The organism is Nocardia huaxiensis (genome assembly GCF_013744875.1).
Taxonomy (GTDB): Bacteria; Actinomycetota; Actinomycetes; order Mycobacteriales; family Mycobacteriaceae; genus Nocardia; species Nocardia huaxiensis.
This window is the reverse complement of record NZ_CP059399.1, coordinates 3,553,266-3,578,869: the sequence shown is the minus strand read 5'-3', so window position 1 is coordinate 3,578,869 and position 25,604 is coordinate 3,553,266. Positions and strand designations below refer to the sequence as shown.

Genomic DNA, 25,604 nt, shown 5'->3' with positions numbered 1-25,604 from the left:
TATCAGGCACTGGCGGGCTCGGTGGCGTCGGCGGTGCTCACCCCGGCTTCGGCGAAGGTCGCCATGTCGGCGAGGGTCGCCACGGCCGCGCGGAGCACCGGCAGTGCGGTGAGCGCGCCGGAGCCTTCGCCGAGACGCATATTCATGTCCACGAGGGGTTCGAGCTGGAGACGCTCGAGCGCGATCTTGTGGGACGGTTCGCTGGAGCGGTGCCCGGCGACCCACCAGGCGCGAGCGCCGGGGGCCAGCTGGTCGGCGACGAGGGCGGCGGCGGTGACGACCACGCCGTCCAGAATCACCGGCGTGCGGCGGGTCGCGGCCTGCGCGAGGAAGCCCGTCATGGCGGCGAGGTCTGCGCCGGATACCTTGCGCAGCAGGGCAACCGGCTCGCGCAGGACCGGGCGGGCACGCCACATGGCGTCGCGAATGGCGGCGGTCTTGCGGATCCAGCCGGCATCGTCGACACCCGTGCCGCGACCGACCGCGATCACCGGCTCGGTGTCGGTGAGCGACGCGATCAGCACGGTGGCCGGGGTCGTATTGCCGATCCCCATGTCGCCGGCGATGAGAAGGTCTGCGCCCGAATCGATTTCCTCGTCCGCGATGGCGGCGCCGGCGGCCAGCGCGGCCTGCACCTCCTCCTCGCTCAGCGCATCCTCACGATCGATGGAGCCACTCGACCGCCGCACCTTGAACTTGGAGATCTCCGCTGCGGTCTCCCCATCGACCGCGATGTCCTCCACCCGCACGGTCGCATCCGCCAGTCGCGCAAGCACATTCACCGCCGCCCCGCCATTGCGGAAGTTGGCGACCATCTGCGCGGTCACCTCACTCGGATACGCCGAAACCCCGTGCCGCGCCACCCCGTGATCCCCCGCGAACACCACCACCCGAGCCCGCTCGAACTGCCTGGGCGGACAAACCCCCTGACAAGCCGCCACCCAATTCCCCAGCGCCTCCAGCCGCCCGAGCGCCCCCGCAGGCTTGGTCAACTGCCCCTGCCGCTCCTCCGCCAGCCCCCGCACGGCGACATCAGGTCCAGCCACCGGCCCGAACTCGACGGGCCGCGCCAACACCTTGGTCAGCTTCGGAGCGGAATCGTCTTCTCCCCCAGCCGTAGCCTCAGCGCCAACCGCCGCAGCGCCTACCGCTCCGGCACCGCCAGCCGAGGAACCATTCACGAGCGCAGCCGTAGCGTCCGCCGCTCCCACCGCAGCCGCATCGGCATCAGCCGCGAGCCCCGTCGCCACATCGACACCTTCAGCACCGCTGACCGCTGCCGCCTTGCCTGTGCCGGGGTCCGACACGGTCTGGCTGTCGCCCGAATCCGCCTGCGGGGCAGTGTGATCCGGCGACGCTGCACGGCCGGTGGCGGAAAGCGCCTCAGCGGCAGCGTGTTGCGCACGCCCCTGATCCGCCGGCTCGCTCAGCCCGGCCGCTAAGGCGACACCGCTGATCGCCTCGGCGGCATCCGACAGCGCGGCGGCGGAAGCGATCGCGCCGTCGGGCTTCACCCGCATGGGCTGTCCGGCGACGAGGAGGTACACCTCGTCGCACACCTGGGCCAGGCGCTGGTTGAGGCTGCCGAGTTCGTCGCGGAACAGGCGGCCGGACCGGGTCGACGGGATCACGCCCAGGCCGACCTCGGGGCTGACGATGACCAGGCGGTCCTGATAGGCCGCGACCGCGCCGACCAGGGCGTCGAGGTCCGGGGCGATGGTGCCGCGCGGGGATTCCCACGCCGCACGCGCGTCGATCCGCGCGGTGAGCCAGGTGCCGAGATCGTCGATCAGGGTGGCGGGGGCGGAGTCGGCCAGGGCCGCGACCGCGTCGCCTTCGACCACGGTCCAGGTGGCGGGCCGCCGGGCCTGGTGCGCCGCAATGCGTTCGGCGAAATCCTCGTCGGCCGGGTCCGGGACCGCGGTCGCGACATAGCGCACCGCCTCCGACGCGACCAGCTGTTCCGCGAAGGCCGACTTCCCGGACCGGGCTCCACCGAGCACCAGCGTCCGCAGCGGTCGATCGGTTGTCTGAGCAGTGTGCGACACGTCAGCACGGTATCAACAGCGCGCCCGGTCCAGCCGACCTGGCTCCGCTGCGCGAGTCCACCCAGAACTTCGCGACCGCACCTCCGTATGTCCGATCGTCGGCCTATTTGCACACAATCGCGCCGGGTTCTGCCGAATGGCAGATTCTGCGCCGATTGTGTGCGCTGAGGCCGGATCCCTACTGGTTCTGCACCGCCAGCCGTCCAGCCAGGGCGACAAAGGAAGCGCCGAAGACGCGCCGCATCCAAGTGACCACCGCGGGGCGAGAGATCACATGGTTGCGCACCGCCGCCGCGAAAGCGCCGTAGACCGCGAACACCACGAAGGTGGCCGCCATGAACAGCCCGCTCAGCTCGAGCATGCGCAGGGTGGCGTTGCTCGACCCGGTGGGGACGAACTGCGGCAGGAAGGCGAAGAAGAAGATCGTCAGCTTCGGATTCAGCACATTGACCGCGACGGCCGAGGCGATCACGCGCCCCGCCGACGGTGCGACGCCCTGCCCCTGCTCGGGAATGGCCAGAGCGCCCTTGTCGCGCAGCGTGTTCCACGCCATGTACAGCAGGTAGGCGACGCCGAGATACTTCAGCGTCTGGAAGGCGACGGCGCTGGTGTTCATGACCGCCGCCAGGCCGGTGATGGCAGCCACCATGTGCGGGACGATGCCGAGGGTGCATCCGAAGGCCGCGATCACACTGGCTCGCACACCTCGCGTCAGTCCGGCGGCGAGGGTGAACAGCACCCCGGTGCCCGGTGTCGCCACGATGACGAGCGTCGTCAGCAGAAATTCGATGCTCATCCCCCGCACAGTAACCGAGCCAATCGCCCTGCGACACCCACTGTTTCAGGGGTGCGCTGCTAGGCCACCGGCGATTTCTCGTCCACCCGGCTCCCGAACCGCCGCCGGTATTCGGTGGGCGCGATGCCGACCAGCTTCTGGAAGTGATGCCGCAGCAGCGTCCCCGACCCGAATCCGCACCGGTGCGACAGCGTCTCCAAATCCATGTCGGTGTCTTCGAGCAGTTGTTTGGCCAGCAGAATCCGTTGCCCGGTCAGCCATTTCACCGGTGTGGTCCCGGTTTCGGCGGCGAAGCGGCGAGCGAAGGTGCGGGTGGACATGGCCGTGCGCGCGGACAGCGATTCGACGGTGTGCGGCAGCTCCAGATGCTCGCCCATCCAATGCAGCGTCTCGCTGAGACTGTCGGAACTGCAATCCACGACCGGTCTTTCGATGAACTGCCGCTGCCCGCCGTCCCGCTGCGGCGGCACTACCATGCGCCGCGCGATGGCATTGGCGACGCTCGACCCGAGTTCGCGCCGCACCAGGTGCAGGCAGGCGTCGATGCCGGCGGCCGTGCCGGCGCTGGTGATCAGGTTCCCCTCGTCCACGAACAGCACGTCCGGGTCGACGGTGGCTTCCGGGTACCGTTGCGCCAGTTGCTCGACATACCGCCAATGGGTGGTGCATTTGCGTCCGTCCAGCAGTCCGGCCTCTCCGGCGAGGAAGGCCCCGGAGCAGACGGTGAGCACGGTGGCCCCGCGCTGGGCCGCTTCGCGTACCGCCGCCACGACCCGCGGGTCGAAATGGTGCCGGGCTGTGAACGGAAACGCCGGTATGGCAACCAGATCCGCGTCGAGCAGGGCCTCGAGGCCGTATTCGGGCGTTACCGAAATGCCGGGTGAGCTGCTGCTGAGCGGCTTCCCCGGTTCCGCGCCGCAGACCCGGAAGTCGAAGCCGGGCAGCCCGTCCATGGTGCGATCCAGGCCGAAAACCTCACAGACCACGCCGAATTCGAACATGGCGAGGCGGTCGTTGAGGACGACGGCGACCTTCGAGAGCATGTTCCCACCATACCTGGCCGGATATTTGCGAACAATGTCGTTACTGCCACTGTTGGCAGTAAGTGTTCTGGAGAAAACTTACTGCCATGCAAGCCCTCCACGCAATCACCGCCGCAGGCACCGTCATGAGCGCCCTCGGCTACCTCACCTTCGCCGGTATGGCGTGGGACTCAACCGATTCCATCGAAGACGGAGAGCAGCAGTAATGACAACCGCGATCCCGGCGCCCGGATTCCACACCAGCGATCACAGCGCCGACACCGACACCCGCACCCAGCATCGAGCCGTAACCATGTTCACCCGAATCTTCGCCCTGTTCGCAGCGGCCGGCCGCGCGGTCCCGTTCCACCGCGAATCGAATTGGGAACTCACAGGTTCCACCAACTTCTCCGACCGCGACCAGGTGCGCGCACAACACGACCTCCGTGCCGTCGCAAGCCTGCGCGAACACGGCTGAGCCGCGGGATTCCCGAATCAGATGCTGTCGCCCGGCTTCACGCGCGGCTTCGGGGCGCGCATGCGGCGCACCTGCGAGGCGCGCACGAAGGCGTACCAGCCCAGCGAGAACGGCCGGTCCGTGGTCTCCGGGAAGCGTTCGCGCACCCGCTTGTTCACGATCCGGCCGAGCACGAAGCCCTCGATGATCATGAACAGCATCATCACCAGCATGCCCAGCGTCACGATCGCCTGCAGCGCCGGCGACAGGATCATGCTGACGATCAACACCAGCGCCAACGGCATGAACAGCCCGAGCAGATTGCGACGCGCATCCACGATGTCACGCACATACCCCTTGACGGGACCCTTGTCGCGCGGCAGCAGGAACTGCTCCTCACCGGCGAGCATGCGCGCGCGGCGATCGTTCATCTCGACCTTGCGGCGCGCCGAGGCCGCCTTGCGATCCTCCTTGGAACCACGTAGCGCCTTGCGCCGGGCGCGGGCCTCCTTGGCGGTGGTCGGCGCGGGCGCGACCGGTCCGCGACGGCGCGCTTCGGCGTCGCGTCGCTTCGGGGTCGGCTTGCCTTTGCCGGTGCTCGAAGGCCGCTCCGCGACCGTCGCGGCACCACCGGCGTCGACGGCGGAGGTGTCGGAAGAGGGGGTGGACTCGCCACGGCGGAGGAACTTCACGCCGACCAGGCTATTCGATGACGTGTCCGCCGGAAAAACCTGGTCTGTCCGCGTGGCGTGACAACCATCGCAATCCCTGGCCGATTTCTCGAATCCCGGCCGCGTAGGATTGGGAATAGCCGCCCGCGAAGTGGCGTTGACAGCCCACGAGCCGTGCGCTGAATTCACGGGTTGACCATTGGTCCTTTAGGAGAGTTCATGACTGTGCAGAACGAGACCACCACTCACGGTGTGACTCTGTCCGACGCCGCCGCCTCCAAGGCGAAGGCTCTGCTGGATCAGGAAGGCCGCGACGATCTCGCGCTGCGCATCGCCGTGCAGCCGGGTGGTTGCGCCGGCCTGCGCTACCAGCTCTTCTTCGACGACCGCATTCTCGACGGCGACCTGCAGGTCGAATTCGGCGGCGTCAAGCTCGTCGTCGACCGCATGAGCGCCCCCTACGTGCAGGGCGCGCAGATCGACTTCGTCGACACCATCGAGAAGCAGGGTTTCACCATCGACAACCCGAACGCCACCGGCTCCTGCGCCTGCGGCGACAGCTTCAACTGACATAACCGTCCAGCGCGGAACATCCTGCGGGATGTTCCGCGCTGACGTGTGTCCGAGCCCAACTCTCCGGGCCTGCACCCCCGAACCCCCTCGGACATCCGGGAATTCGTCCGGCGCTCGACCGGTGCGAGCCCTCGGAGTGCTGGGGCTTCCCGTCTCGGACAGTGTATTTTCAAGGTGCGGACCTCTCGGTTCGCCTCCTCCACCCGCCGCCCCGCGTCTGCCGTTCCGCCCAGGTGTGCGCAGCGCACGTCACCGAAGGATTGAAGCTCGTGACCATCGCTGTGTCCGCTTCCATCGCGACCGATCACCTCATGCGCTTCCCCGGGAAGTTCTCCGACGTGCTGCTGGCCGATCAGCTCCAGCATGTTTCGCTCTCCTTTCTCGTCGACGACCTGGTGATCCGCCGCGGCGGCGTCGCCGGCAACATCGCCTACGCCATGGGCCTGCTCGGCCAGAGCCCGCTGCTGGTCGGCGCGGTCGGCCCGGACTTCGGCGAATACCGGCAGTGGCTGGAGAGCAATGGCGTGGACTGCTCCGCGGTGAAGGTCTCCACCGAGGCGCACACCGCCCGCTTCGTGTGCACCACCGACGAGGCCATGGCGCAGATCGCCTCGTTCTACCCGGGCGCCATGAGCGAGGCCCGCGACATCGACATCACCGCGCTGGCTGCCGGCCGCGACCTGTCGCTGGTGCTGGTCGGCGCGAACGACCCGGACGCCATGGTGCGCCACACCGAGCAGTGCCGCGCGGCCGGAATCCCGTTCGCCGCCGACCCTTCTCAGCAGCTGGCCCGCCTGGACGGCGAGCAGGCGCTGTCGCTGATCGACGGCGCCGCCTACCTGTTCACCAACGAGTACGAGTGGGGCCTGCTGCTCCAGAAGACGGGTCTGACCGAGGCCGAAGTCGGTGAGCGCGTGGGCATTCGGATCACCACCCTCAGCTCCAAGGGCGCCAAGATCGTCGACCGCGACGGCACCGAAATCCACGTCGACGTGGTCCCCGACACCGCCAAGGTCGACCCGACCGGCGTCGGCGACGGCTTCCGCGCCGGCTTCCTCACCGGCCACACCGCGGGCCTGTCGCTGGAGCGGTCGGCCCAGTTGGGTTCGCTCATCGCGGTTCTCGTGCTGGAGACCATCGGCACCCAGGAATGGACCCTCGATCGCGATGTCGCCCTGAAGCGTCTGCGTGAGGCGTACGGCGCGGAGGCCGCGGCCGAGATCGAGTCGATTCTTCGCTGAAACCTGCCGGACTTCTTCATACCGCACGCTGATCATGTGATCGGCGTGCGGTTTTCTCTGCGCGGGTGAATCGCGCGGTATTTGTTGAGCTTTTCTCGAAGGACCTGATGATGGTGGTGCGGGTCGGCATTGTCGACTTGATCTCGCTGCGCGCGGACAGCATGACGCGGCGAGTATTTACCGAAGCGGTTGCGGCCGGGGCGGCGCTTATTTCCGACCGGAGCGATTTCCGTTTGGAGACAACAGTTTTCGGTATCGACCCGCTAGGTCCGCTGGACGATGTGGATTGGCCCGGGCTGCGCGCGATGGATGCGCTCATCGTCAGCGGGAGTGAGCCGACGACTGCCGATATCGCGGATGAGCCGAGCCTGGGACTGATCGCGGGGATGCTGCGGGAGTGCTCGGCGGCGACCTCGCTGCTGTTCTCCTGCCAGTCCGCGCATGCCGCACTGCATTTCCTGTACGGGCTGCGGCGACAGCGGCTGGGGGTGCGCTGCCACGGCACGTTCCTGCACGAGATTTCCGGCGCGGGTGAACTGGTGGCCGGGCTGCCCGCCGAGGTGTTCGTGCCGCACTCACGGTGGAATGTGATGACCTCCGCGGATCTGCGCGACGCTTCGGTGCCGATCCTGCTGGATTCCACCGAATCCGAATGGCATCTGGCCGCCAGCGCCGACGGCCTCCAGCACGTGTTCCTGCAAGGGCATCCGGAATACCTGTGCGACACCATGGCTCGCGAATACCGGCGCGACCTGCGGCGCTGGCTCGCCGATCAGACGCGACCGTTTCCGGAGATCCCGCTGGCGTACTTCCCGTTCGAGACGCATCAGTACCTCATGCATCACGCCATGCTGGTGCGCAGCCAGGGTGATCCGGCGCTGCTGGACGATTTCCCGCTGCCCGCGTCCTACGCGGAGGTGACCAGCGACTGGTCCGGGCACACCGGGATCTTCTTCGCGAACTGGCTGCGCGCCATTCACGATCGGCTCGAGGCGAAGGCTTTGCTCGCGGCATAGCGCAGCGTTGGTGATCGCATAATGCGTGCTCGGTGCGGGTCGTTGGACATTCAAGCACTAACCTGTGAGCCATGGCTTCGGACCGTTTGTATTTTCGTCAGCTGCTCGCCGGCCGTGACTGGGCAGTCGGCGACCCCATCGCCACGCAGATGCGAAACTTCGCGTACCTGATCGGCGATCGCGACAGCGGCGAATGCGTGGTGGTCGATCCGGCGTACGCGGCCGGAGATCTGGTGGATCTCGCCGAGGCAGACGGAATGCGACTGACCGGTGTCCTGGCCACCCACCACCACCCCGACCACGTCGGCGGCACCATGATGGGCTTCACCCTGCGCGGCGTGAAGGAACTCCTGGAGCGCACGGATGTGGCGGTGCACGTCAACAAGGAAGAGCTGCCCTGGGTAGCGAATGTCACCGGCATCGCCCCCAGCGAACTCACCGGCCACGAGCACGGCGACAAGGTCGCGGTCGGCGACTTCGAAATCGAACTGCTGCACACCCCCGGCCACACCCCCGGCAGCCAGTGCTTCCTCTTCCAGGACCGCCTCATCGCCGGCGACACCCTCTTCGTCGACGGCTGCGGCCGCACCGACTTCCCCGGCGGCGACTCCGACGCCATGTTCCGCAGCCTGCGCTATCTCGCAGGGCTGCAAGGAGATCCGGTCGTCTACCCCGGCCACTGGTACTCCGAGGAACCCAGCGCGGCCCTGTCCCACATCAAGGACAAGAACTACGTCATGCGCCCCCAGACGCTGGAACAGTGGCACATGTTCATGCCCAGCTGAGCAGTACGCACCCCGCCAACCCAGCACTCCATCATTCCGGCACAGCAGCACTCCGTCATCCCGGCATGCTTTTGGCCGGGATCCACACCGTCTGCGGAGCGCCGATCACCAAACGAACATGCCCGCCCTGAATACATTCAGGGCGGGCATATTTCAGCTTTCAGGCAACTCAGCCGAGCGTGCGCAGCCAGCCGTGGCTGTCGGCGAAGGTGCCGCGCTGGATGCCGGTGAGGGTGTCGCGCAGGGCCATGGTGACCTCGCCCGGTTCGCCATTGCCGATGGTGAATTCGCCTGCGGCGGAATTCACCGAGCCGACCGGGATCACCACGGCGGCGGTGCCGCAGCCGAAAACCTCGGTGATTTCACCGGTTTCGACGCCCTTGCGCCATTCCTCGACCGAAACCTTGCGCTCCTCCACCGGGTAACCGGCGTCGGCGGCGAGGGTGATGAGCGAGTCGCGGGTGATGCCGGGCAGCAGCGAACCGGACAGTTCGGGGGTCACCAGCCGCGCGTCCGAGCCGCTGCCGAACACGAAGAACAGGTTGTTGGTGCCCATCTCCTCGACGTAGCGGTGCTCGCAGGCATCCAGCCAGACGACCTGATCGCAGCCCTGCTCGGCGGCCTGCTGCTGCGCGAGCAGCGAGGCGGCGTAGTTGCCCGCGACCTTCGCCTCACCGGTGCCGCCAGGTGCCGCGCGCACGAATTCGGTGGACAGCCAGACGCGCACCGGCTTCAGCCCGCGCGGGAAGTACGCACCCGCGGGCGAGGCGAGCAGCAGGTACTTGTACGCACCCGCAGGCTTCACACCCAGCCCGACCTCGGTGGAGAACATGAACGGCCGCAGGTACAGCGACTCCTCGCCCCCGGCCGGCGGCACCCACTCCGCGTCGACCTCGATCAGCTGGCGAATCGACTCGATGAACAGCTCGGCGGGCAGCTCCGCCATGGCCATGCGCTTGGCCGACCGCTGGAACCGCGCCGCATTGGCATCGACGCGGAAGGTGGCGATGCTGCCATCCGCCTGCCGGTACGCCTTGAGCCCCTCGAAGATGGCCTGCCCGTAGTGGAACACCATGGTCGCCGGATCCATGGGGAGCGGTCCGTACGGTTCGACCCGCGCATTCCCCCACTGGCCGTCGGCATAGTCGATCGACACCATGTGATCGGTGAAGTACCGCCCGAATCCGGGCTCCGCGAGAATCTCCTGCCGCCGCTGCGCCGGCACGGGCGCGGGATGCGTGACACGGGTGAACTGCGCGGCAACTGTCATGCCCGGGAGTCTAATTTGCCCGCTCGAGCGTGTCCGACGCTCCCCCGGGTTGGCGGACGGCCACAGGCCCGATCAACCGTGATCGATCCGGCCTGAGCGCACACTATCGCGGCGAAAACTGCCGAAATGGCAGAAGATCGCGAAATTGTGTGCGCTCAGGCCGGGCCAAACACCACCTCAGGCAGTCCGCGCCTCAACGAACGGCGGACGGATGACCTCACACTTGAGCCGACGCCCACGCACATCGACCTCGACCTCATCGCCGGGCTGAATCCCCGCGGCGGTATCGAGCAGCGCGAGGGCAATACCAACCTTCAGACTGGGCGAGAAGGTGCCGGAGGTGGTTTCGCCAACGGTGTCCTCGCCGCGCAGAACAGTCTGCCCCTGACGCAGGACGCCACGGTCGATTGCCTTGAGACCCAGCAGGATTCGCTTGGGTCCCTCCGCCTTCTCCTTGTCCAGGGCGGCCTTGCCCCAGAAGTCGGCCTTCTTCCAGCCGACCGCCCAGCCGGTGCGCGCTTCCAGGGGCGAAATGTCCACCGACAGTTCGTGACCGTGCAGCGGGTAGCCCATCTCGGTGCGCAGGGTGTCGCGAGCGCCGAGTCCGGCGGGCTGACCGTCGGCGGCCTTCACCTGCTCAAGCAGGGCGCGGAAGACGGCTTCGGAGTCCTCCCAGCGCGGCAGCAGCTCATAGCCGTGCTCGCCGGTGTAGCCGGTGCGACAGACCCGCACCGGACGGCCTTCCCACTCGGCGTCCGCGTAGGCCATGTACTCCATCTCGGTCGGAAGCCCCAGCGCGGCAAGCACTTCCGCCGACTTCGGGCCCTGCACGGCGAAGACCGCGTAGCCCCGGTGCTCGTCGGTGACGGTGATGCCCTCCGGTGCGGCCTTCTGCAACTCGGCCACCACGGTCGCGGTATTGGCGGCGTTCGGCACGAGGAAGATCTCGTCATCGCTCACGTAGTAGGCGATGAGATCGTCGATGACGCCGCCCTCCGGCGTGCAGCACAGCGTGTACTGCGCCTTCCCCGGCCGGATCCGCCCGAGGTCATTGCTCAGCGCCGAGTTCACGAACGCCGCGGCCCCCGGCCCCTTGACCGTGGCCTTGCCGAGGTGGCTCACATCGAACAACCCGACGGTCGTCCGCACCGCGGTGTGCTCCCCGACGGTCCCCGCGTACTGAACCGGCATCTCCCACCCCCCGAACGGCGCGAAGGTGGCGCCCAATTCGACATGGACGTTGTGGATGGGTCCCTGCAGCAGCTTCTCGTCGGTCACCCGTAGCAGCTTATCGGTCCGCCGCTGCAACGATGCCCCCGGCAATTCGCTGCGCCGCCGCGCCGTCGCATGCGCTACAGTTCGCCCACGATTTGCCTTCCGGGGAGGGGTTGTATGTCAGCCGAGGCGAAACCTGATGACCAACGATTCTGGGCAATCGCCACGTGCAGCATCGCGGCGCTGCTCGTAGCCCAGATCGCACTCATGTGCCTGGTCGTCTCGGCCGCCGACCTCGATGTCATCGATCTACCGTTCCGTGCATTTCTGGTTACCACGGCTGTCGCCGCGATCACCGCGTTCCTGCTGCGCGGACGTTCCAACGCCACCGCGCACGCCGTAGGCCGGGCCGCCAAGGTGACCACCGTCTTCTGGATCATCGGCACGCTGCTCGCCGCACTCATGCACGCCGGGGTGGGCATCGTATGGTGACGCCCACGCACCCGGAACCGAAGCCCACGAGAGGACCGTGGTTCGGCGAGATCTCGTTCCTCGGCGCGGCCGTGGGCATTTGCGTGAATGTGCTGGTGACCCTGCTGGTACCGCTCCTCATCGTCTTCGTCGTGGCGCTGTATCTCATCGAGCTGTTGGCCGTGCCGGTGCTGTGGGCGGTCGGCGGTCAAGCTCGTCAGGTGGGCACGGGTATCGCCGTCTCACTCCTCGCCGCACTCGTCACCGGCGGCGGCCTGGTCGTCTGGTGGTCGTCGTGAACGACACCACGCACGGACGTGTCAGCACGAGCAGTCCACTGTCCTAGCCGGTGGACTGCTTCGATTCCAGCTGGGCGAGCAGTTGCTGTTCGTCGAGCACCTGGATCTCGTGTCCGCGGCTGCACAATTCCGCCACTCGCCGTGCCTTGGTCGTATGGAATGCGGCGGCGTCGTAACCGGTGTAGCCGTCGCCGATGACCAGGCAGGTGGTGCGGCGGGTGACGTTCTTCGCCGGTGTCGCACCATGTTTCGCGATGGCGTTCCAGGCCTCCTGCCGGGTCATGGACGCCAGCTCGCCGGTGAATACGACGATCCGGCCGTCCAGCGGATGCCCCGGGTCACGCGCAATGACCTCGGGCGCCACGAGTTCCTCCCGGCCGAAGAAGGCCCGTCGGGACCGACCGGAGTTTCCAGAGTCGCCACGCTCAGGGTGCCGAGACTCGTAGGGCCGCTTCGACTGTCGCGACCCATCGGACTGCTCGGGCTGTCGCGACCCACCAGACCCCACGGGCCGCCGAGCCGCACGGCGTCGGATCGGTTGCGGCTCTCCGATGCGCTCGAGTTCGGCGAGCGAGGCGACGCCCGCTCGGGCTGCCAGCGCCACCACGATGTCGGCCGCCGCCGCTGCGTCCGCGCCCGCCTCGTGATGTCCGACCAATTCCACACCGAGCGCGGCTGCGACACTGGGCAGTCGGTAACTGTCGAGATCCAGGTGCCGCTGAGAGAGGGCGAGGCTGCAGCGGAATTCCCAATGGGGCACCTCGATTCCGCTGTGCTCGCACGCCTGCCGCACGGCCCCGCTATCGAATCCGGCATTGTGCGCGACCACCGGCAGATCCGCGACCGTGGCGAGTACGCCCGGCCAGCGATCCGCGAAACCCGGCTGATCGGCGACCATGTCCGCCGAGATACCGTGCACTCGAATGTTGTGCCGTGCGAAGAAATCGACAGCCGCCGGTGGCCGGCACAGCCAGGACCGGGTGCTCACTCGCAGACCGTCGCGCACCACGGAAATACCTATGGCACAGATACTTCCGCGTGCGGAGTTGGCCGTCTCGACATCGAGCGCAGCGAAGGACAATCCGGGAATGGTCACCGCACGACCAGCGGCAGTGCGCGCGCGGTCCGCCCACCACGCGCGGTAAGGAACGAGCGCGCCACCCGCAGCGACTCGAAGTCGGCCCACGCATCCGCCAGATCAGCGATCCCGTGCGCCAAAGCCAATGCGGGCCGCACGATTTCATCCGCCGCGGGAAACTCCTGCCGCCCATCCTCCGGATGCGTCATCTCCGGCCATTGCGGCCGTATCAACTTCCCCGCCACCGCCTCCTGATGCGAACTGAACAACCCGTCCACCGCCTCCACCTCGGCCTGCGCCGCCGCCACCGTGGCATCGACATCCACGACCCCCGCGACCGCGATACCTCCTGGCACCTCGGATCCCCCGCCCCGCACCACAATCCGCTGCCCTGCGGCCAACATCGCGACAGCCTCCCCCTCCCCCGGCTCGAGCACCCAAGCGCCCGATAGCCGCGAAAGCCCAATCGGCTGCCCAACATTCACATGCCACACGACGAGGCGACCCTCCACCTCGTCCAGCACAACCACCAGGGACAGAACAGCCTGCTCGGGGATGCTCATGACACTCCGTGTACTTGCGGACGGGTTTGCATCGGCCACCGTAGACGATGGCACCGACATGTTGCCCCGGAACCCCACATGCCGACGAGTCTGTTTCGACTGTGCGACAGGACTATTCGGACGTCAGCCGAGAATCCGACCGCATCGCCCGAGCCGTACGACCTAGGTCAGGAGCCTCGAATGCTGTTGATCTGATTGGCCAGTTCGACGACACGCCGATCCTGCTCCCCGTAGCGCACCGCCATCTGACTGTGCAGCCGCTTGAGGCGCGTCAACGCGGCCCGATTGTCGCCGGTGTGCACATGACAGGTGGCGAGCTGCCGCTGGCAGTACATGACCTGGTCGTCGTAGGGCCCACGCTCGGCGGTGAGATCGTCGATGAGGGAGCGGTACAGGTCACTCGCACCGGCGTAGTCCGCGCCTTCGAAACGCAGATCCGCCAACCGCAGCCGAGCCTCGACCACATCGGCGTCGCGGGTACCCAGGAGCGGCTGCGCCCGATCGACGATCGTTTTCAGTTCGTGGATGGCCGGGCCGTAGCGGGAATCGTCGGCCAGATCGCGCGCCCGCCGCATGGCGCGCTGCAGATCCCCCCGGCTGAATTCGGCTGTGGGACTTGCATCCCCGTCGAAACGCGGTGCGACAACGTCGAGCGGCCTGGACGACCCATTGGTTCGATTGACGATGGTCGGCGCTCGGCGCGGCGACACGGACACGCCCACCGCGTGCGCGTACATCTGCACCGGGCTCCGCGTGTCATTGATCTCGGGTAGCTCACCGAGGCCGGTCGCGTGACGCAATAACACGGTGTGCACGGTCGCGGCATCCTCGGGACGGTCACCGGGCAGCTTGGCCAGCATGCTCATGATGAGCCGCCCCATTTCCGTGGGCACCCCCGGGCATTCGCGGAAAATATCGGGGGCCGGCTGATTGACCTGGTTGTGCCACACCGCGAAGGCCGACGTTCCGGTCATCACCCGATCGCCGGTGAGCAGTTCGTGCAGCACCAGCCCCAGGGCGTAGAGATCGGTCTGCGGCGCCACCGGCAGTCCGTTGACCTGTTCCGGCGCCATGAACGCCGGGGTGCCGAGGGTGTGACCGGTCGCGGTGTACCTGGTCATGTCGGTGTCGGGCGCGATCGCCAATCCGAAATCGAGCACCTTCACGGTGCCGTCGGCGCACAGCATCAGGTTGGAGGGCTTGAGATCCCGGTGGTAGATGCGATTGCGGTGGGTGGCGGCGAGCACGGCTGCCGCCTGCGAGCCCAGCGCGGCCACCACGCCGATCGACAGCGGCCCGTGGGTGTCGAGCAGTTGCTCGAAGGTGACGCCATCGACGAACTCCATGACGAGGTAGGGCCGATCCGGTTGCCCGCGAACGATTCCGGCGTCGTGCACCGCGGGCATGCCCGGGTGGCTGATGCTCGCCATCAACCGGGCCTCACGCATGAAGCGCTTGGTCCACTCCGGGTCGTCGGCCAGGCCCGGGTTGGTGAACTTCACCGCGATCCGACGCTCCAGATGCCGGTCGTAGCCCTCGTAGACCTGTCCCATCCCGCCCGAGCCGATCTTGTCGAACAGCTGGTACCGGCCGTCGACGACCTGCTCCGGTTGCACCGCCCCTACCTCCGTGAGTCCAGAAAAGCTGACATGCCAACCTACTCGGCGGAGACGGCCGGTCGCAGCCGCCCCTGCGCGAGCCCGCCGAAGCCGAGACGCACCAGCCGCCCGACGCTCGCGCGCTGTTGTTCCCAGGCGGATTCGAGGGCGACCAGCTGCTCGAATGCTGTTCCGTAGCGGCGTTGTTCGGCTAGCGGGAGACGGGGTACTTGAACCTGGTAGAGGTCGACCAGGGTTCCCGCTGCGGCGTCGACCGCGGCCCGCAGCACACCGGCCAGGAACTGCGGGTCGATCGCGCGGGGGTTGGTGCGCACCAATTGCACGGTGGGCCCCAATAGCATTCCGTCGTCGACGCACACGCGGGCAGCCGGATCGGTACCGGTGACGACAGCGATGTCACCCGTCCGGACGAGCACCGAGCCGTCGGTCCGGGCCGCACCCCACCGCGAGGGCGCACGGCCCAGGCGGACATCCTTCGCCGTCAGCATCGGTGTATCGCCTTCGGTGGAGATGACGGCGAGCGGCGACTCGAGCAGAGTCACCGCCTCGGCGTCGATCAATTCCTCCAGCGAGACCGCTTCCGGTACAGCGGAATTCGCGTGGAGCTCGGGAACTGTCCAGACGTGTTCGAGCAGATCGGCACACAGCTTGGGGTATTCGTCCAATGGACCGCGAAATCCTCTGTGGTCAGCAGTATCCCGCATCACAATCCGCGGTCTCCCCCCAAGATCAACACTCGCATACTTTCTGCGGTCAGCGGCAACGGTAGCAGTCGGAGGCCGGACGGACCGGCCGAACGGAATTCCGTCATTTCCGTGTGCTCCACAGTCGCTCTTTCGCTTCGTCGGCTTCGGGCGCGAGCGCACCGGCGGTAAGGCCGGTCGTCACCAATTCCGCCGCATTCTCCGCCGCATAGGTGGCACGGCGGGCAGCCGTGCGCAATTGGAACAGGAGCCGGAAAATCTCCCCGTACCGTTGCTGTTCGGCGAGGGAGAGCACCGGGATCCGCAATCGGCTCGGGTCGAATCGGACCGTGGATGTCCTTGTCGCGGAAACATTTTCGGCGCCGGTGAGGAATCCGGCAAGAAACCAGGGGTCGAGCCGGTCACGATCGGCGCGCAAGGCGTGCACATGCGGGCCGATGATCGCGCCCGCATCCTCCGGTTCGGCCACCCGCGCGCTGCGGCCTCCGGTGCGATCGCTGCGCACCGCGGGAATCAGTACGTCGCCGATGCGAATCTCTTCGACCGTCGCCGGCGCGGACGTACTCATGGTTCCCGACGCCGGGCTGCCGGTCGCCACATCGGGCGCGGTGAGAACTCTGCGTTGATCATCCGGTGCGGGTTTCTCCGAAGCCGGTGGCGAATTCCGAATCCACTGCAGCTGACCGTGATTCTGCAGGTCGGCGATCGTGACGAACCGCCAGGATTGACCGGCCGATTCCGCCCAGCCCGTCAATGCTCCGGTCGCGGCCGTCAATTCCTGTGCGGCACTGGAGAGTCGCGCTATGGCGTGGTCGACCTGACCGGAAACCGCTCCGGAATCCAATGATGAGCGGACATACTGCGCGGGGGTGAGGTCCACATCGTCGTCGAGAATCTCGACCACGCGCACCACCGCGGCCACTCCGGATCGAATTGCGGTTTCAGGGTTCTCGCTGTCGAAGGCCCGCCAGGCCCGGGTGACCGCGGCCGTCACCGCATCCCAATCGATGCGATCCTCACCGTCGCCACCCGCCGGGAGAGCGGTCGTGTCGACGAACAACAGATGCTCCGAAACCGGAGCGCCCGGTTGCGGATTCCGCAGCACCCACATCTGCAGACCGACATGCCATGGCGGCGCCGCACCCGGAGCCAAACCGATAACGGCTCGAAGTGCCCCGCGCCGTGCCAGATTCGCGCGAATCTTGCGGCCGGAGGGCCGGGTGGCCACGGCAGGCGGAAGTAGCAGCACCGCCGTGCCACCCGGCCGCAGATGCGCCACAGCGTGCTGCACCCAGGCCAGTTCCGGCTCCCCGCGCGGTGGCGTGCCGAATATCCATCGGGTATCCATCGCCAATTCCGCTGAGCCCCAATCACGTTGACCGTAGGGCGGATTGCAGAGCACAGCATCGGCTTGCAGATCAGGGAAGGCGTCCGCGCCGAGGGAATCCCCCGAGCTCATGACGAGCCGGGCCGTCGTATCGGCTTCCAACAGCAATCGCGTGCGCTGCGCCTGCACCGGCAGCAGATCCTGCCCGTACAACTCGTCGGCGCCGTTCTCGGCCGCCGCGAGCAGCAGTGAACCGCTACCGCAGGCGGGGTCGAGCACACTGTGCAGCTCGAGCGATCCCGGGGAGCCCAACAGCGCCGCCATGAGACCCGCCAGACGCTCGGGGGTGATGTACACACCCGACGCCGCGCTGTCCTCCAGCGCACGCTCGGCCAGTGCGTCGACAGCGGCGCGAGCACCATCCGCGACCGCCGACCGCTCCATCACCTGCGTCGCGGCCGCAGCGAATTCCGCATCACCGCCCTTGCCCGGCGCGACGATCCACTCGTCATCGACGCGCCGCAGCGTCGCCATGAACCGCGCGACCGCCTCGGGCGTGGCCCGCAAACGCACCAGCGTCCGCAATTCGCTGGTCGGCGAATCCGCCGCCTCGAACCCGTGCCCCGCCAGCCATTCCTGCACTTCACGAAGGTCGAACCGGGGACGACTCTCATCCGGTTCGATCGGCTTGGGAAAGTCGGAGTGCCTCCGCCGCCAGTTGCTCACCGTGGCGCGCGTGACGCCGGCGAGCCGGGAGATCTCCGCGGCGCTGACCGTTGACGCGGGGTTGGACATACCCCTCCTCTCGTATACGTCCCCCCACCATGATCGATAGGTGAGCAAAAATCAATCTCGATATCTCGATTGACAATGCTTTCAACGACTCGTACGGTTTTGCATCGACCGGCACGACAGTGCGGATCAACAAACCACCATCCGCCGGGCCGATATCACCCCCGGCTCCCAACCTCCCCACGGCGCACGCACCACAGGTGCCGCCGCGATCCAGCACGCCCACTGCACGACAAGGAAACCCATGCGCACCACCGCAACCCTGCTCGCCCTCGCCGCCACCGCAGCCCTCACCGCCACCGCCCCCACCGCCCTCGCGGCCCCCAACACCGGCTCGTCCGGCGGCTCCTCCGGCACCTCCTGCAACCCCCGCAGCAACGCCGACCAGCTCTTCCTGAAGAAGTCCAACTACGACGAAAAGAGCTGCAGCGTCCAGGATTCCGCCATCCGCCTGGCCCAGTCCCAGTGCCGCTGGCTCGACGCCCACGGCAACTCGGCCGCCAACCACATCAAGCTCGCCGAGGACTCCCGCGACACCCTGAAGTACCCCTACACCTTCCTCAACGCCGCGATCCTCGCCTACTGCCCCCAGTACGACCTCTGACCCACCCCATCACCCAGGCGGCCCGCCACCAGCGGGCCGCCCACCCAGCCACGCCCAAATCCGCTCCACCCCAAAGGAACCCCATGACCTACCAGCCCGGCCCCCAGAACTACCCGACGCCCCCCGTCCCGCCCCAGTACCTGCCGCCCGCCCCGCCCAAGAAGTCCAACGCCCTCAAGATCATCCTGATCGCCTTCGCCGCCATCATCGTGCTCTGCGGCGGCTGCACGGCCCTGATCAGCAAGTCCGACCCCGCATCCAAGGGCACCACCTCCGAAACCGGCTCCCCCGCAACCGATTCCCCCGCCAAGGAATCCCCCGCCACCAAGCCCATCCCCGGCCTCAACACCCCCGTCCGCGACGGCAAGTTCGAATTCGTGGTAACCGAAATCCAGTCCGGCATCCCCGAAGTAGGCGACAACCCCTACCTCGCCAAGAAGGCCCAGGGCGCCTACACCATCGTCTCCCTCACGATCACCAACACCTCCGACAAGCCCTACGGCTTCTCCCCCGGCAACCAGTACGTCTTCGACACCAAGAACCGCAAGTTCAGCAACGACGCCTCGGCGGGCATGAACCTCCAGGCCGACACCAGCCTCTACGCCGACCTCAACCCCGGCAACACCATCACCGCCCAGATCGTCTTCGACCTCCCCGCCGACTCCCAGCCCGACTACATCATGCTCCACGACTCGATGTTCTCCGGCGGCGTCAAGGTCTCCCTCCACTAACCCTGCCGCATCACCGTCGACGGGGTCATCAAGGCCGAGGAATCCACCAAGAGGCAGTGCGCGACAACCGTCTGCACCGCGTAGCCCTTCCCGCACAACGACCGAGCCGGGTCGCATCCCACGATGCGGCCCGGCTCGGCGTTCTCGTTCCGGAGCTCCCGTCGCCGGCGCGGGCCAACCGCATGTGCTGAACGGCGAACTACGTTTGATCACCGACGCGAACGGCCACTACCGTCCCGCGCAGGCATTCTCCAACCAGGTCATAGACCAGTTGAGAAGCCAGGGCTTGAAGATCGACCCGAGCCCGATCTCCCTGCTGGCACCGAACTGACACGAGAAGGGACTGCCATGACCGACAATTGGCGCGCTGTCGTCAACGCCGTGCTGTACGGCATCCAGTTCGCCGAGCGGCTGGGGCCCGACGAAGTCGGCCGCACCGCGGCGACATTGGCGCGAGAACCATTGTGGGACTTGACCGTCGATGATGAGTACCGCGCCTTGTCCGACGCCCTGGCCTCCGGCGAAGACCTCGATCCCGTGGTGCAGACCAAGTTCACCCAAACGGACATCCAAGGCTTCCTGACCCGTGTTCTCACCGAACTCGACGACCTGCGCCCGTGGCCCGACCCCGCTCTCCGAGAACTCCCCTTGTCCCGATGGACCGAGTTCGTCGACGTCCCACCCATCGCCCGAATCGACGTGGCCTGGCCTGCCATTCAAGGCCCGCTGCGCAAGATGCTCCGCCGCCCGCCGGGCTACAACCGCGAGATGCTCCTCGCCCGTTTGCGATCCGGCGCGGAAGTAGCCTTCATCTGGCCGGGATGGGCTGATCGTTCGGGGACCGCCGTCGTCGCGCTGAACACAGACGTGGCGCCACAGGCAGTGATCCAAGAAATCCTGTCCGCCTCATCGCTCGATCCGAGCACCATCACCGTCCTCGAGCAATCGACCTCCGCTGAAGGCGGTGGTGAACGATGACCGACTGAAAGATGCTCTGGCGCAAGTCCGAGTAGTCACCCCGTCGCGCGCGCACGAACTCAGCGTCACCACCGACACACAGGGCCGGGTCCAGGACATCCGTCTGACCCCGCAGGCACTGCGGCTCGGCGAGGCAAGGCTCGGACGGCTTCTTGTGGACACCATCCGCCAAGCCGAAATACGTTCACAGCAACAAGCAATCGAGGTCGCCCGCCCCTTCACCCCGAACCGGCACATCGCTGCCGTGTCGGAGTTCCTCCGCGACGTCGCAGGTCAGCCGGAGCTCGATGGCCGAATGATCCAACTCGTTTCGGCCGAGAACTGCTCTTCGAGCTCGTTGAGCGTGGCTTGCAATGGCGCCCAACATAATCCGACACTGCGGATATCGAATCTCGGATTGTGTGATGCACGTCGGCACGTCGACCTGTGCGCGGCCCTGCGAGCTGATACACAGGACACATGGCCATCGATCGTTTGCAGGCGCTCATATCCGACTTCGCGACCGAGCGCGATTGGAATCAATTCCATACCCCCAAGAACCTGGTGATGGCGCTAATGGGTGAGGTTGGCGAGCTCTCCGAGATCTTCCAGTGGCTCACGCCGGAGCAGAGCGCCGCCATTTCGAACGACGATCATGGTCGGGCGCGAGTGGAAGAAGAGTTAGCCGACGTCTTCATCTATCTGCTGCGACTCGCGGACGTACTACAGATTGATCTGGTCGCCGCAGCAGAAGCGAAGGTGCGCTCCAACGAGGAGCGGTATCCTGTAGCGCTCACCCGCGGGCGAGCAGTGAAGCATTCCGAGCTGCGCTGAGGATCAACCGGTCATCTTCTCGAGAAATGCCTGCGTCTCCGGGTCAGTCGAATAGACACAGGTCCCGCGCATTCCCCGGGTGAGCAATACCTTGTAGGTGTTGCAAATCAGTGCCGCGAATTCGCTCTCGGATGCTTTTCGTACAGCGGGGTCGTGCGAACGGCCCCTGCGCGCGACCCACTTGTCGCCGCGACGCACGAAGTCCTCGCCGAAAATTACTCCAGCCCAGTCGTATTCGAAGCCCTGGGCGGTATAGATACAGCCGACCTGTCCAAACCCACGGTCATCGGACGCCCAGTAGTAGGACTCAGGAGCATCAGGCACTCGCTTCTCAGGCTTGGCGTTCCAAGGTCGTTTCCAATCCCCGATCTTTATGTCATCGACCAGCCGCTTGCTGTCTTCAATAGCTTCGGGGTCACTCCACGGCCAGCAGTAGCCCGCTGCGATCCGAGCAGTCCCGCCCTGACGCTCCTGCTGGCACAGAAGCCACGACTCAAGTGCCTGCGGCGACACAGCGCTGGTGACGCGAAACCTGTCGTCAGAACCCTCGGTCAGTTCCGACCAGCTGATCGGTTGCAGGGGGTTCAAGCCCAGCAGGTGCTCGACCCAAATATCGAACAGATCCGAACCACCGCAACGGAACTGACCGTCCAACGGAATCACGTCGACCTTGCAATCGGCGGCCTCCGCTGCCGCGGTGATCTCCGCAAGCGAGCCCATCTCCCCTGGACGCACAGTCTGGTTCTCATCCAGCAGAAATACCGGAACCGAGGCCACTTCGAGGAGCTCGTCGATCTGCCGCCGGCTCGATGCGCGCTGCTGTGCACTGGTGAATCGGTTGGCACTGGTTTCCCGAATCCGGTGCGCCTCATCACAAATCAGAACATCCAGTTCACGCGGCGCGGAGCTCATGTAGTTGTTGAAGTACTTGAACAAGGTCTGCACTCGCGGATTCCGCCTGCCGGCAATCTTCCGCATGGTCCTTGTGAAGGCACTCGATCCGGTTGCGTGGTGGACCCGCCGACCTTGTCGCGCCAACTCGCCGAGCAGACTAAGCGCAATCACGCTCTTGCCCGAACCTGGTCCGCCCGAAACGATTACGACGGTTCGAGTGTGCTCGGCGCGCGAACGCTCGAGGGCTTGCATCACCAGCTTGTAGGCGATCCACTGCTCATCGAGCAGAATGAACTGCTCCCGCTCTTGAATCTCCTTCGCCGCCAGATCGAGCAACGGCTTCGTCGGAGCGTGCTCGAAGTGCAGGAAGTCGTCCGCGGCCTGGAGCGCGTGGGTGCGACTCCCGCCGATGTTCAGCAAGCCCCGCAGATGATTTGCCATCAGTGCGCGGTCGTCCATGGTGAACATGAGTCCGAACGGAGTGGGCTCGTACTGATCGAGCGCAGCGACAATACGCGATCGTGCGTTGTGCAAGTACGCGATGCCGTGCACCACTTCAGGCCGGTCAGCAAGGGCCGGAGTTGAATCCACAAGGTACTCACAGTATCGCCGCACCTGCTCGACCGGATGCAAAGACGGCCTCGGGTACCCCTGGATCCTGACCAGATCCTCCGCCACGCTTTCGACCCTCGACCACTGTTTCAGCTCGACCAGGACATAGCTCGGAGCCCCTGTGCGTGGATGCACGCCGCACAGCACCGCATCGACCCGCTTCGGGCTGTGGGGTAGGCCATATTCGATAAGCACCTCGACATTGCCGAGCCCCGTATCGACGATGTCATTCAGCATGACCGGCAAGCTGTTGGTCCACGCACGCTGTTCGGAAGTCCCGGCGTTCTTGCCCCATTTGAAAAGCGCCTGGTCAGCCAGCAGTTGCGTCAGTCGACCAGTGTTGGCCTCCGCCAGCAGGAACTCGGCACTACCCCGTACAAGAACCATTCGCCACCCCATAGACGCATGCGGAATTCACCATGCGGGTGGGGGCAGCGACGAAGCGACACTTCGGTGCCCGGCGGGCCGCGAAGATCAGATTACTGGACTTCGGCCTGCCCCGACCGGACCGGCACCGGAATGTTCTCCACGAGAATCGAACTGGGCTGCGGAGGGTAGTTCAACTGGTCATCCGCACCAGGAACGCCTGCGTCTCGGGATCCGTCGAGAAGAGACGCACCCCGCGCATGCCTCGTGTGAGCAGAACCTTGTACGTATTGCGAATCAGGTCCGGGAATGTCGCTACATCGGCCCTCTTCACGGCTCCGTCGAACGACGATGACCGATCCGCCACCCACGTGCCCCCTCGCCGGACCAGATCAGGCCCGAAAATGACTCCCGCCCAGTCATATTCGAAGCCCTGCGCGGTGTAGATACAACCGACCTGTCCGACACCTGCGGGGTCGGAGGCCCAAAAATCCGAATCGGGAACGCCCGGCACATTCGCACCCGGCCGGGCATTCCACGGTCGCCTCCAACCGCCGATCTGAACATCGGCCACCAGCCGTCGATTCGCACCCGAACCTGTTGGGCGCCTTGACCAATCCCAGCAGTAGCCTGCTGACATCCGCGCCGCGCCCGGCCCCTGGCCCTGCCCAGCAAGGACCCATGCCTCCAACTCGCCCGGCGAACCGGCACTTCCCACCACATACGCGTCGTCGATGCCCGCAGAGCTCTGGGACCAGGACAGTGGCGGCTCGTCGATCACACCAAGCAGTCGATCCACCCATCGCTCGAAGAGATCCGAACCGCCACAACGGAACTGGCTACGCAAGTTGACGACGTCAACCCGGAGACCCGCACCTTCCGCCCCCTCCTTGATGGTTGCGAGCGAACCTGCTTCCCCAGGTCTCACAACCTGATTGTCATCGAGGAAGAACACCGGAACCGCTGCAGCGGTGACCAACTCGTACAACTGGTTCCGACGACCCCTTCGACGCTCCGAATCCGTCAGCTGAGCGTCGTCCGTCGTCCTGATCCTGTGGGCCTCATCGCAAATCAGGACATCCACGTCCCCACTCTTGGCATCGGAGTAATCACTGAAGAATTTGAACAGTGATCGCCCCCGAGAAGACTTCTCTCCCAACGCTTTCTGCATTGTCTTCGTAAAGGCACGGGACCCCGTCGCATGGGTGACGGCATATCCGCCACGCGCGAGGTGGCCCATCAGACTCAGCGCGATCACACTCTTGCCCGAGCCCGGACCGCCGACCACGATGACCGCCGTCCGCTGGAAGGACACCTCGACATTTTTCCTTTGCGCGCGGCTTGCCTCCCAAGCCCGGTTGACGGCCGCGGCGACCATCTCGTAGGCGACTCGTTGCTCGTCCAGCAACACGAACAGTTCACGACTTTCGATCTCTTCCGCTGCCAGGTCAAGCAACTTCTTGCTCGGCCGGTGATCGAACTGCAGAAATGCGTCGGCAACTCGTCGCGCCGCTCCCGAATCAACCCCACCGTCCAACAACGAACACAGAAGCGCCCGCATCCGGTCCGTATCGCCATGGGTGAACAAACTCTCGTGATCGCGAGGATCACGCATCAGCGACCGGCCCATCTCCGGCAGAGCATTGTGCAAGTATGCAATTCCTAGGACCAAGCAATCGTGTCGCTCGAGGTCTGGAGTGAAATCTACCAGGTACCGACAGTATTCATGAACCTGCGCGATCGGGTGCAATACAGGATCGTCGTAGAAAGACACCCTGACCAGGTCACGAGTTAGCCGTTCCGCTTCCGACCATTGCTTGAGCTCTACCAGAACGAAACTCGATACGCGCGTCTCCGGATGAACACCGCACAGAATGACATCAACCCGTTTCGGGCTATGCGGCAATCTGTGCTCCAGCAAGACCTCGATGTCGCCGAGCCCCGCCTCCACAACATCACCTAGAAACCGGTGCAAACTGTTCTTCCACGACCGTACTTCCCCAGGGCTCGGCTGCCGATCCCACTCTGTCGCCGCCCGTTCCAATAGTTGTATGGGCAATCGATTGGCATCAGCCAACTCCCACAACCTGCGCGCACTACCACGCATCAGCGCCATCTGCACTCCCCGCACTGCCCCATCCGGATCCGGTGGGCGGGTGGGAGCAGCGACGAGTTGGACTCGGTGCTCGGCGGGCCGCCAAATCACTGCAATTCAAACACAACCGTTCGAGATCCGCGGACTCCACATCGATGGTGGTGGGTTCGATGGGGTCGCCGGTGCTGGGATCACCGGGGAATTCCAGGATCACGAACGGTCCGACATGGCCGCCCACGTGGAAACCGACATTGAAAGGGAGCACTTGGACTGTGACGTTGGGCGGAGTGTCAGCCAGGCCGCGGAGCTGCGTGGCCATGGCTCTGCGTGAACCCGCTACCCGCCGCAGTGCTGCTCGTCCAGCAGCAGATAAACCTCGACTGGGGACAACCGTCGTGTGATGACTGTCTGCCGCTGCATCCGAATCTGCACACGCTGTTCCAACTCCATGACCGGAGGCTGAAATGCCTTGGTACATATGGGTACTGCTGTCGATCATCGCCCTCTGCGGGCTCATCATGTTCTGGTCCGCGTGGGGCTTCCACCGCGAGGCCCGCGCCGCGG

At 65.9% G+C, this 25,604-nt stretch carries 25 protein-coding genes; 11 read left to right on the top strand and 14 right to left on the bottom strand.

The features are described 5' to 3' along the window. Positions 1-2: 2 nt before the first annotated feature. From cobT to H0264_RS15900, 3 genes are all read right to left on the bottom strand, one after another. Positions 3-2,048 (bottom strand): nicotinate-nucleotide--dimethylbenzimidazole phosphoribosyltransferase, encoded by a 2,046-nt coding sequence (gene cobT / locus H0264_RS15910; RefSeq protein ID WP_181584679.1) that lies wholly within the window; start codon positions 2,046-2,048, stop codon positions 3-5. A 178-nt stretch (positions 2,049-2,226) separates the two neighbouring features. Beyond that, positions 2,227-2,844 (bottom strand): LysE family translocator, encoded by a 618-nt coding sequence (locus tag H0264_RS15905; protein ID WP_181584678.1) that lies wholly within the window; start codon positions 2,842-2,844, stop codon positions 2,227-2,229. Between the two features lie 59 nt (positions 2,845-2,903). Continuing rightward, positions 2,904-3,887 (bottom strand): GlxA family transcriptional regulator, encoded by a 984-nt coding sequence (locus tag H0264_RS15900; protein WP_181584677.1) that lies wholly within the window; start codon positions 3,885-3,887, stop codon positions 2,904-2,906. Between the two features lie 205 nt (positions 3,888-4,092). Between H0264_RS15900 and H0264_RS15895 the strand changes: the two genes are divergently transcribed. Continuing rightward, positions 4,093-4,344 (top strand): hypothetical protein, encoded by a 252-nt coding sequence (locus H0264_RS15895; RefSeq protein WP_181584676.1) that lies wholly within the window; start codon positions 4,093-4,095, stop codon positions 4,342-4,344. 17 nt (positions 4,345-4,361) lie between these two features. Here the strand turns inward: H0264_RS15895 and H0264_RS15890 are convergent, their stop codons facing one another. Next, on the bottom strand, positions 4,362-5,015 hold the full coding sequence (locus tag H0264_RS15890) for a DUF3043 domain-containing protein (protein ID WP_181584675.1): 654 nt from the start codon (positions 5,013-5,015) through the stop codon (positions 4,362-4,364). Positions 5,016-5,213: 198 nt separating this feature from the next. On the opposite strand from H0264_RS15890, the gene erpA reads away from it, so the two are divergent. From erpA to H0264_RS15870, 4 genes are all read left to right on the top strand, one after another. Continuing rightward, positions 5,214-5,564: an iron-sulfur cluster insertion protein ErpA gene (gene erpA, locus H0264_RS15885; protein WP_181584674.1), complete on the top strand. Its 351-nt coding sequence runs from the start codon at positions 5,214-5,216 to the stop codon at positions 5,562-5,564. 272 nt (positions 5,565-5,836) lie between these two features. Beyond that, the gene (locus H0264_RS15880; RefSeq protein ID WP_181584673.1) at positions 5,837-6,808 is read left to right on the top strand and encodes a carbohydrate kinase family protein; all 972 of its coding nucleotides are present in this window, start codon (positions 5,837-5,839) and stop codon (positions 6,806-6,808) included. A 107-nt stretch (positions 6,809-6,915) separates the two neighbouring features. Further along, complete coding sequence (locus H0264_RS15875; protein ID WP_181584672.1) at positions 6,916-7,824, top strand: homoserine O-acetyltransferase/O-succinyltransferase family protein; 909 nt, start codon at positions 6,916-6,918, stop codon at positions 7,822-7,824. Between the two features lie 71 nt (positions 7,825-7,895). Beyond that, the gene (locus H0264_RS15870; RefSeq protein WP_181584671.1) at positions 7,896-8,609 is read left to right on the top strand and encodes an MBL fold metallo-hydrolase; all 714 of its coding nucleotides are present in this window, start codon (positions 7,896-7,898) and stop codon (positions 8,607-8,609) included. 169 nt (positions 8,610-8,778) lie between these two features. Here the strand turns inward: H0264_RS15870 and H0264_RS15865 are convergent, their stop codons facing one another. Both H0264_RS15865 and gcvT read right to left on the bottom strand, forming a co-directional pair. Then, positions 8,779-9,879 (bottom strand): branched-chain amino acid aminotransferase, encoded by a 1,101-nt coding sequence (locus H0264_RS15865; RefSeq protein WP_181584670.1) that lies wholly within the window; start codon positions 9,877-9,879, stop codon positions 8,779-8,781. A gap of 177 nt (positions 9,880-10,056) precedes the next feature. Continuing rightward, on the bottom strand, positions 10,057-11,157 hold the full coding sequence (gene gcvT, locus H0264_RS15860) for a glycine cleavage system aminomethyltransferase GcvT (protein ID WP_181584669.1): 1,101 nt from the start codon (positions 11,155-11,157) through the stop codon (positions 10,057-10,059). A gap of 114 nt (positions 11,158-11,271) precedes the next feature. Between gcvT and H0264_RS15855 the strand changes: the two genes are divergently transcribed. Beyond that, positions 11,272-11,586, top strand: coding sequence for a hypothetical protein (locus H0264_RS15855; protein WP_181584668.1), 315 nt, complete (start codon positions 11,272-11,274; stop codon positions 11,584-11,586). Continuing rightward, on the top strand, positions 11,580-11,864 hold the full coding sequence (locus H0264_RS15850) for a hypothetical protein (RefSeq protein WP_181584667.1): 285 nt from the start codon (positions 11,580-11,582) through the stop codon (positions 11,862-11,864). Before H0264_RS15855 ends, H0264_RS15850 begins: the two co-directional genes overlap by 7 nt. Positions 11,865-11,907: 43 nt before the next feature. On the opposite strand, the gene H0264_RS15845 is transcribed toward H0264_RS15850, so the two are convergent. The 5 genes from H0264_RS15845 to H0264_RS15825 form a co-directional block, all read right to left on the bottom strand. Then, positions 11,908-12,960 (bottom strand): 3'-5' exonuclease, encoded by a 1,053-nt coding sequence (locus tag H0264_RS15845; RefSeq protein ID WP_181584666.1) that lies wholly within the window; start codon positions 12,958-12,960, stop codon positions 11,908-11,910. Next, complete coding sequence (locus tag H0264_RS15840; RefSeq protein WP_181584665.1) at positions 12,957-13,505, bottom strand: hypothetical protein; 549 nt, start codon at positions 13,503-13,505, stop codon at positions 12,957-12,959. The genes H0264_RS15845 and H0264_RS15840 overlap by 4 nt, the downstream gene beginning before the upstream one ends. 167 nt (positions 13,506-13,672) lie before the next feature. Continuing rightward, positions 13,673-15,121, bottom strand: coding sequence for a serine/threonine protein kinase (locus H0264_RS15835; RefSeq protein WP_244976201.1), 1,449 nt, complete (start codon positions 15,119-15,121; stop codon positions 13,673-13,675). A gap of 41 nt (positions 15,122-15,162) precedes the next feature. Continuing rightward, positions 15,163-15,789 carry a restriction endonuclease subunit S domain-containing protein gene (locus tag H0264_RS15830; protein ID WP_181584664.1) on the bottom strand — a complete coding sequence of 209 codons (627 nt, stop codon included), beginning with the start codon at positions 15,787-15,789 and terminating at the stop codon, positions 15,163-15,165. A 142-nt stretch (positions 15,790-15,931) separates the two neighbouring features. Continuing rightward, on the bottom strand, positions 15,932-17,950 hold the full coding sequence (locus tag H0264_RS15825; RefSeq protein WP_181584663.1) for an N-6 DNA methylase: 2,019 nt from the start codon (positions 17,948-17,950) through the stop codon (positions 15,932-15,934). A 241-nt stretch (positions 17,951-18,191) separates the two neighbouring features. On the opposite strand from H0264_RS15825, the gene H0264_RS39025 reads away from it, so the two are divergent. The 4 genes from H0264_RS39025 (at position 18,192) to H0264_RS15805 (ending at position 21,073) form a co-directional block, all read left to right on the top strand. Continuing rightward, positions 18,192-18,551 (top strand): DUF732 domain-containing protein, encoded by a 360-nt coding sequence (locus H0264_RS39025; protein WP_181584662.1) that lies wholly within the window; start codon positions 18,192-18,194, stop codon positions 18,549-18,551. An 83-nt stretch (positions 18,552-18,634) separates the two neighbouring features. After that, positions 18,635-19,282 carry a DUF4352 domain-containing protein gene (locus H0264_RS15815; RefSeq protein ID WP_181584661.1) on the top strand — a complete coding sequence of 216 codons (648 nt, stop codon included), beginning with the start codon at positions 18,635-18,637 and terminating at the stop codon, positions 19,280-19,282. Between the two features lie 381 nt (positions 19,283-19,663). Further along, positions 19,664-20,260 carry a hypothetical protein gene (locus H0264_RS15810; RefSeq protein WP_181584660.1) on the top strand — a complete coding sequence of 199 codons (597 nt, stop codon included), beginning with the start codon at positions 19,664-19,666 and terminating at the stop codon, positions 20,258-20,260. Positions 20,261-20,719: 459 nt separating this feature from the next. Continuing rightward, entirely contained in the window at positions 20,720-21,073 is a 354-nt protein-coding gene (locus H0264_RS15805) for a nucleotide pyrophosphohydrolase (RefSeq protein ID WP_181584659.1), read from the top strand. Positions 21,074-21,076: 3 nt separating this feature from the next. Here the strand turns inward: H0264_RS15805 and H0264_RS15800 are convergent, their stop codons facing one another. From H0264_RS15800 to H0264_RS39330, 3 genes are all read right to left on the bottom strand, one after another. Beyond that, on the bottom strand, positions 21,077-22,966 hold the full coding sequence (locus tag H0264_RS15800) for a DNA/RNA helicase domain-containing protein (RefSeq protein ID WP_181584658.1): 1,890 nt from the start codon (positions 22,964-22,966) through the stop codon (positions 21,077-21,079). A 172-nt stretch (positions 22,967-23,138) separates the two neighbouring features. Then, positions 23,139-25,061, bottom strand: coding sequence for a DNA/RNA helicase domain-containing protein (locus H0264_RS15795; RefSeq protein WP_181584657.1), 1,923 nt, complete (start codon positions 25,059-25,061; stop codon positions 23,139-23,141). Then, positions 25,042-25,518 (bottom strand): Scr1 family TA system antitoxin-like transcriptional regulator, encoded by a 477-nt coding sequence (locus H0264_RS39330; protein WP_420832095.1) that lies wholly within the window; start codon positions 25,516-25,518, stop codon positions 25,042-25,044. Before H0264_RS39330 ends, H0264_RS15795 begins: the two co-directional genes overlap by 20 nt. Positions 25,519-25,604: the final 86 nt, after the last annotated feature.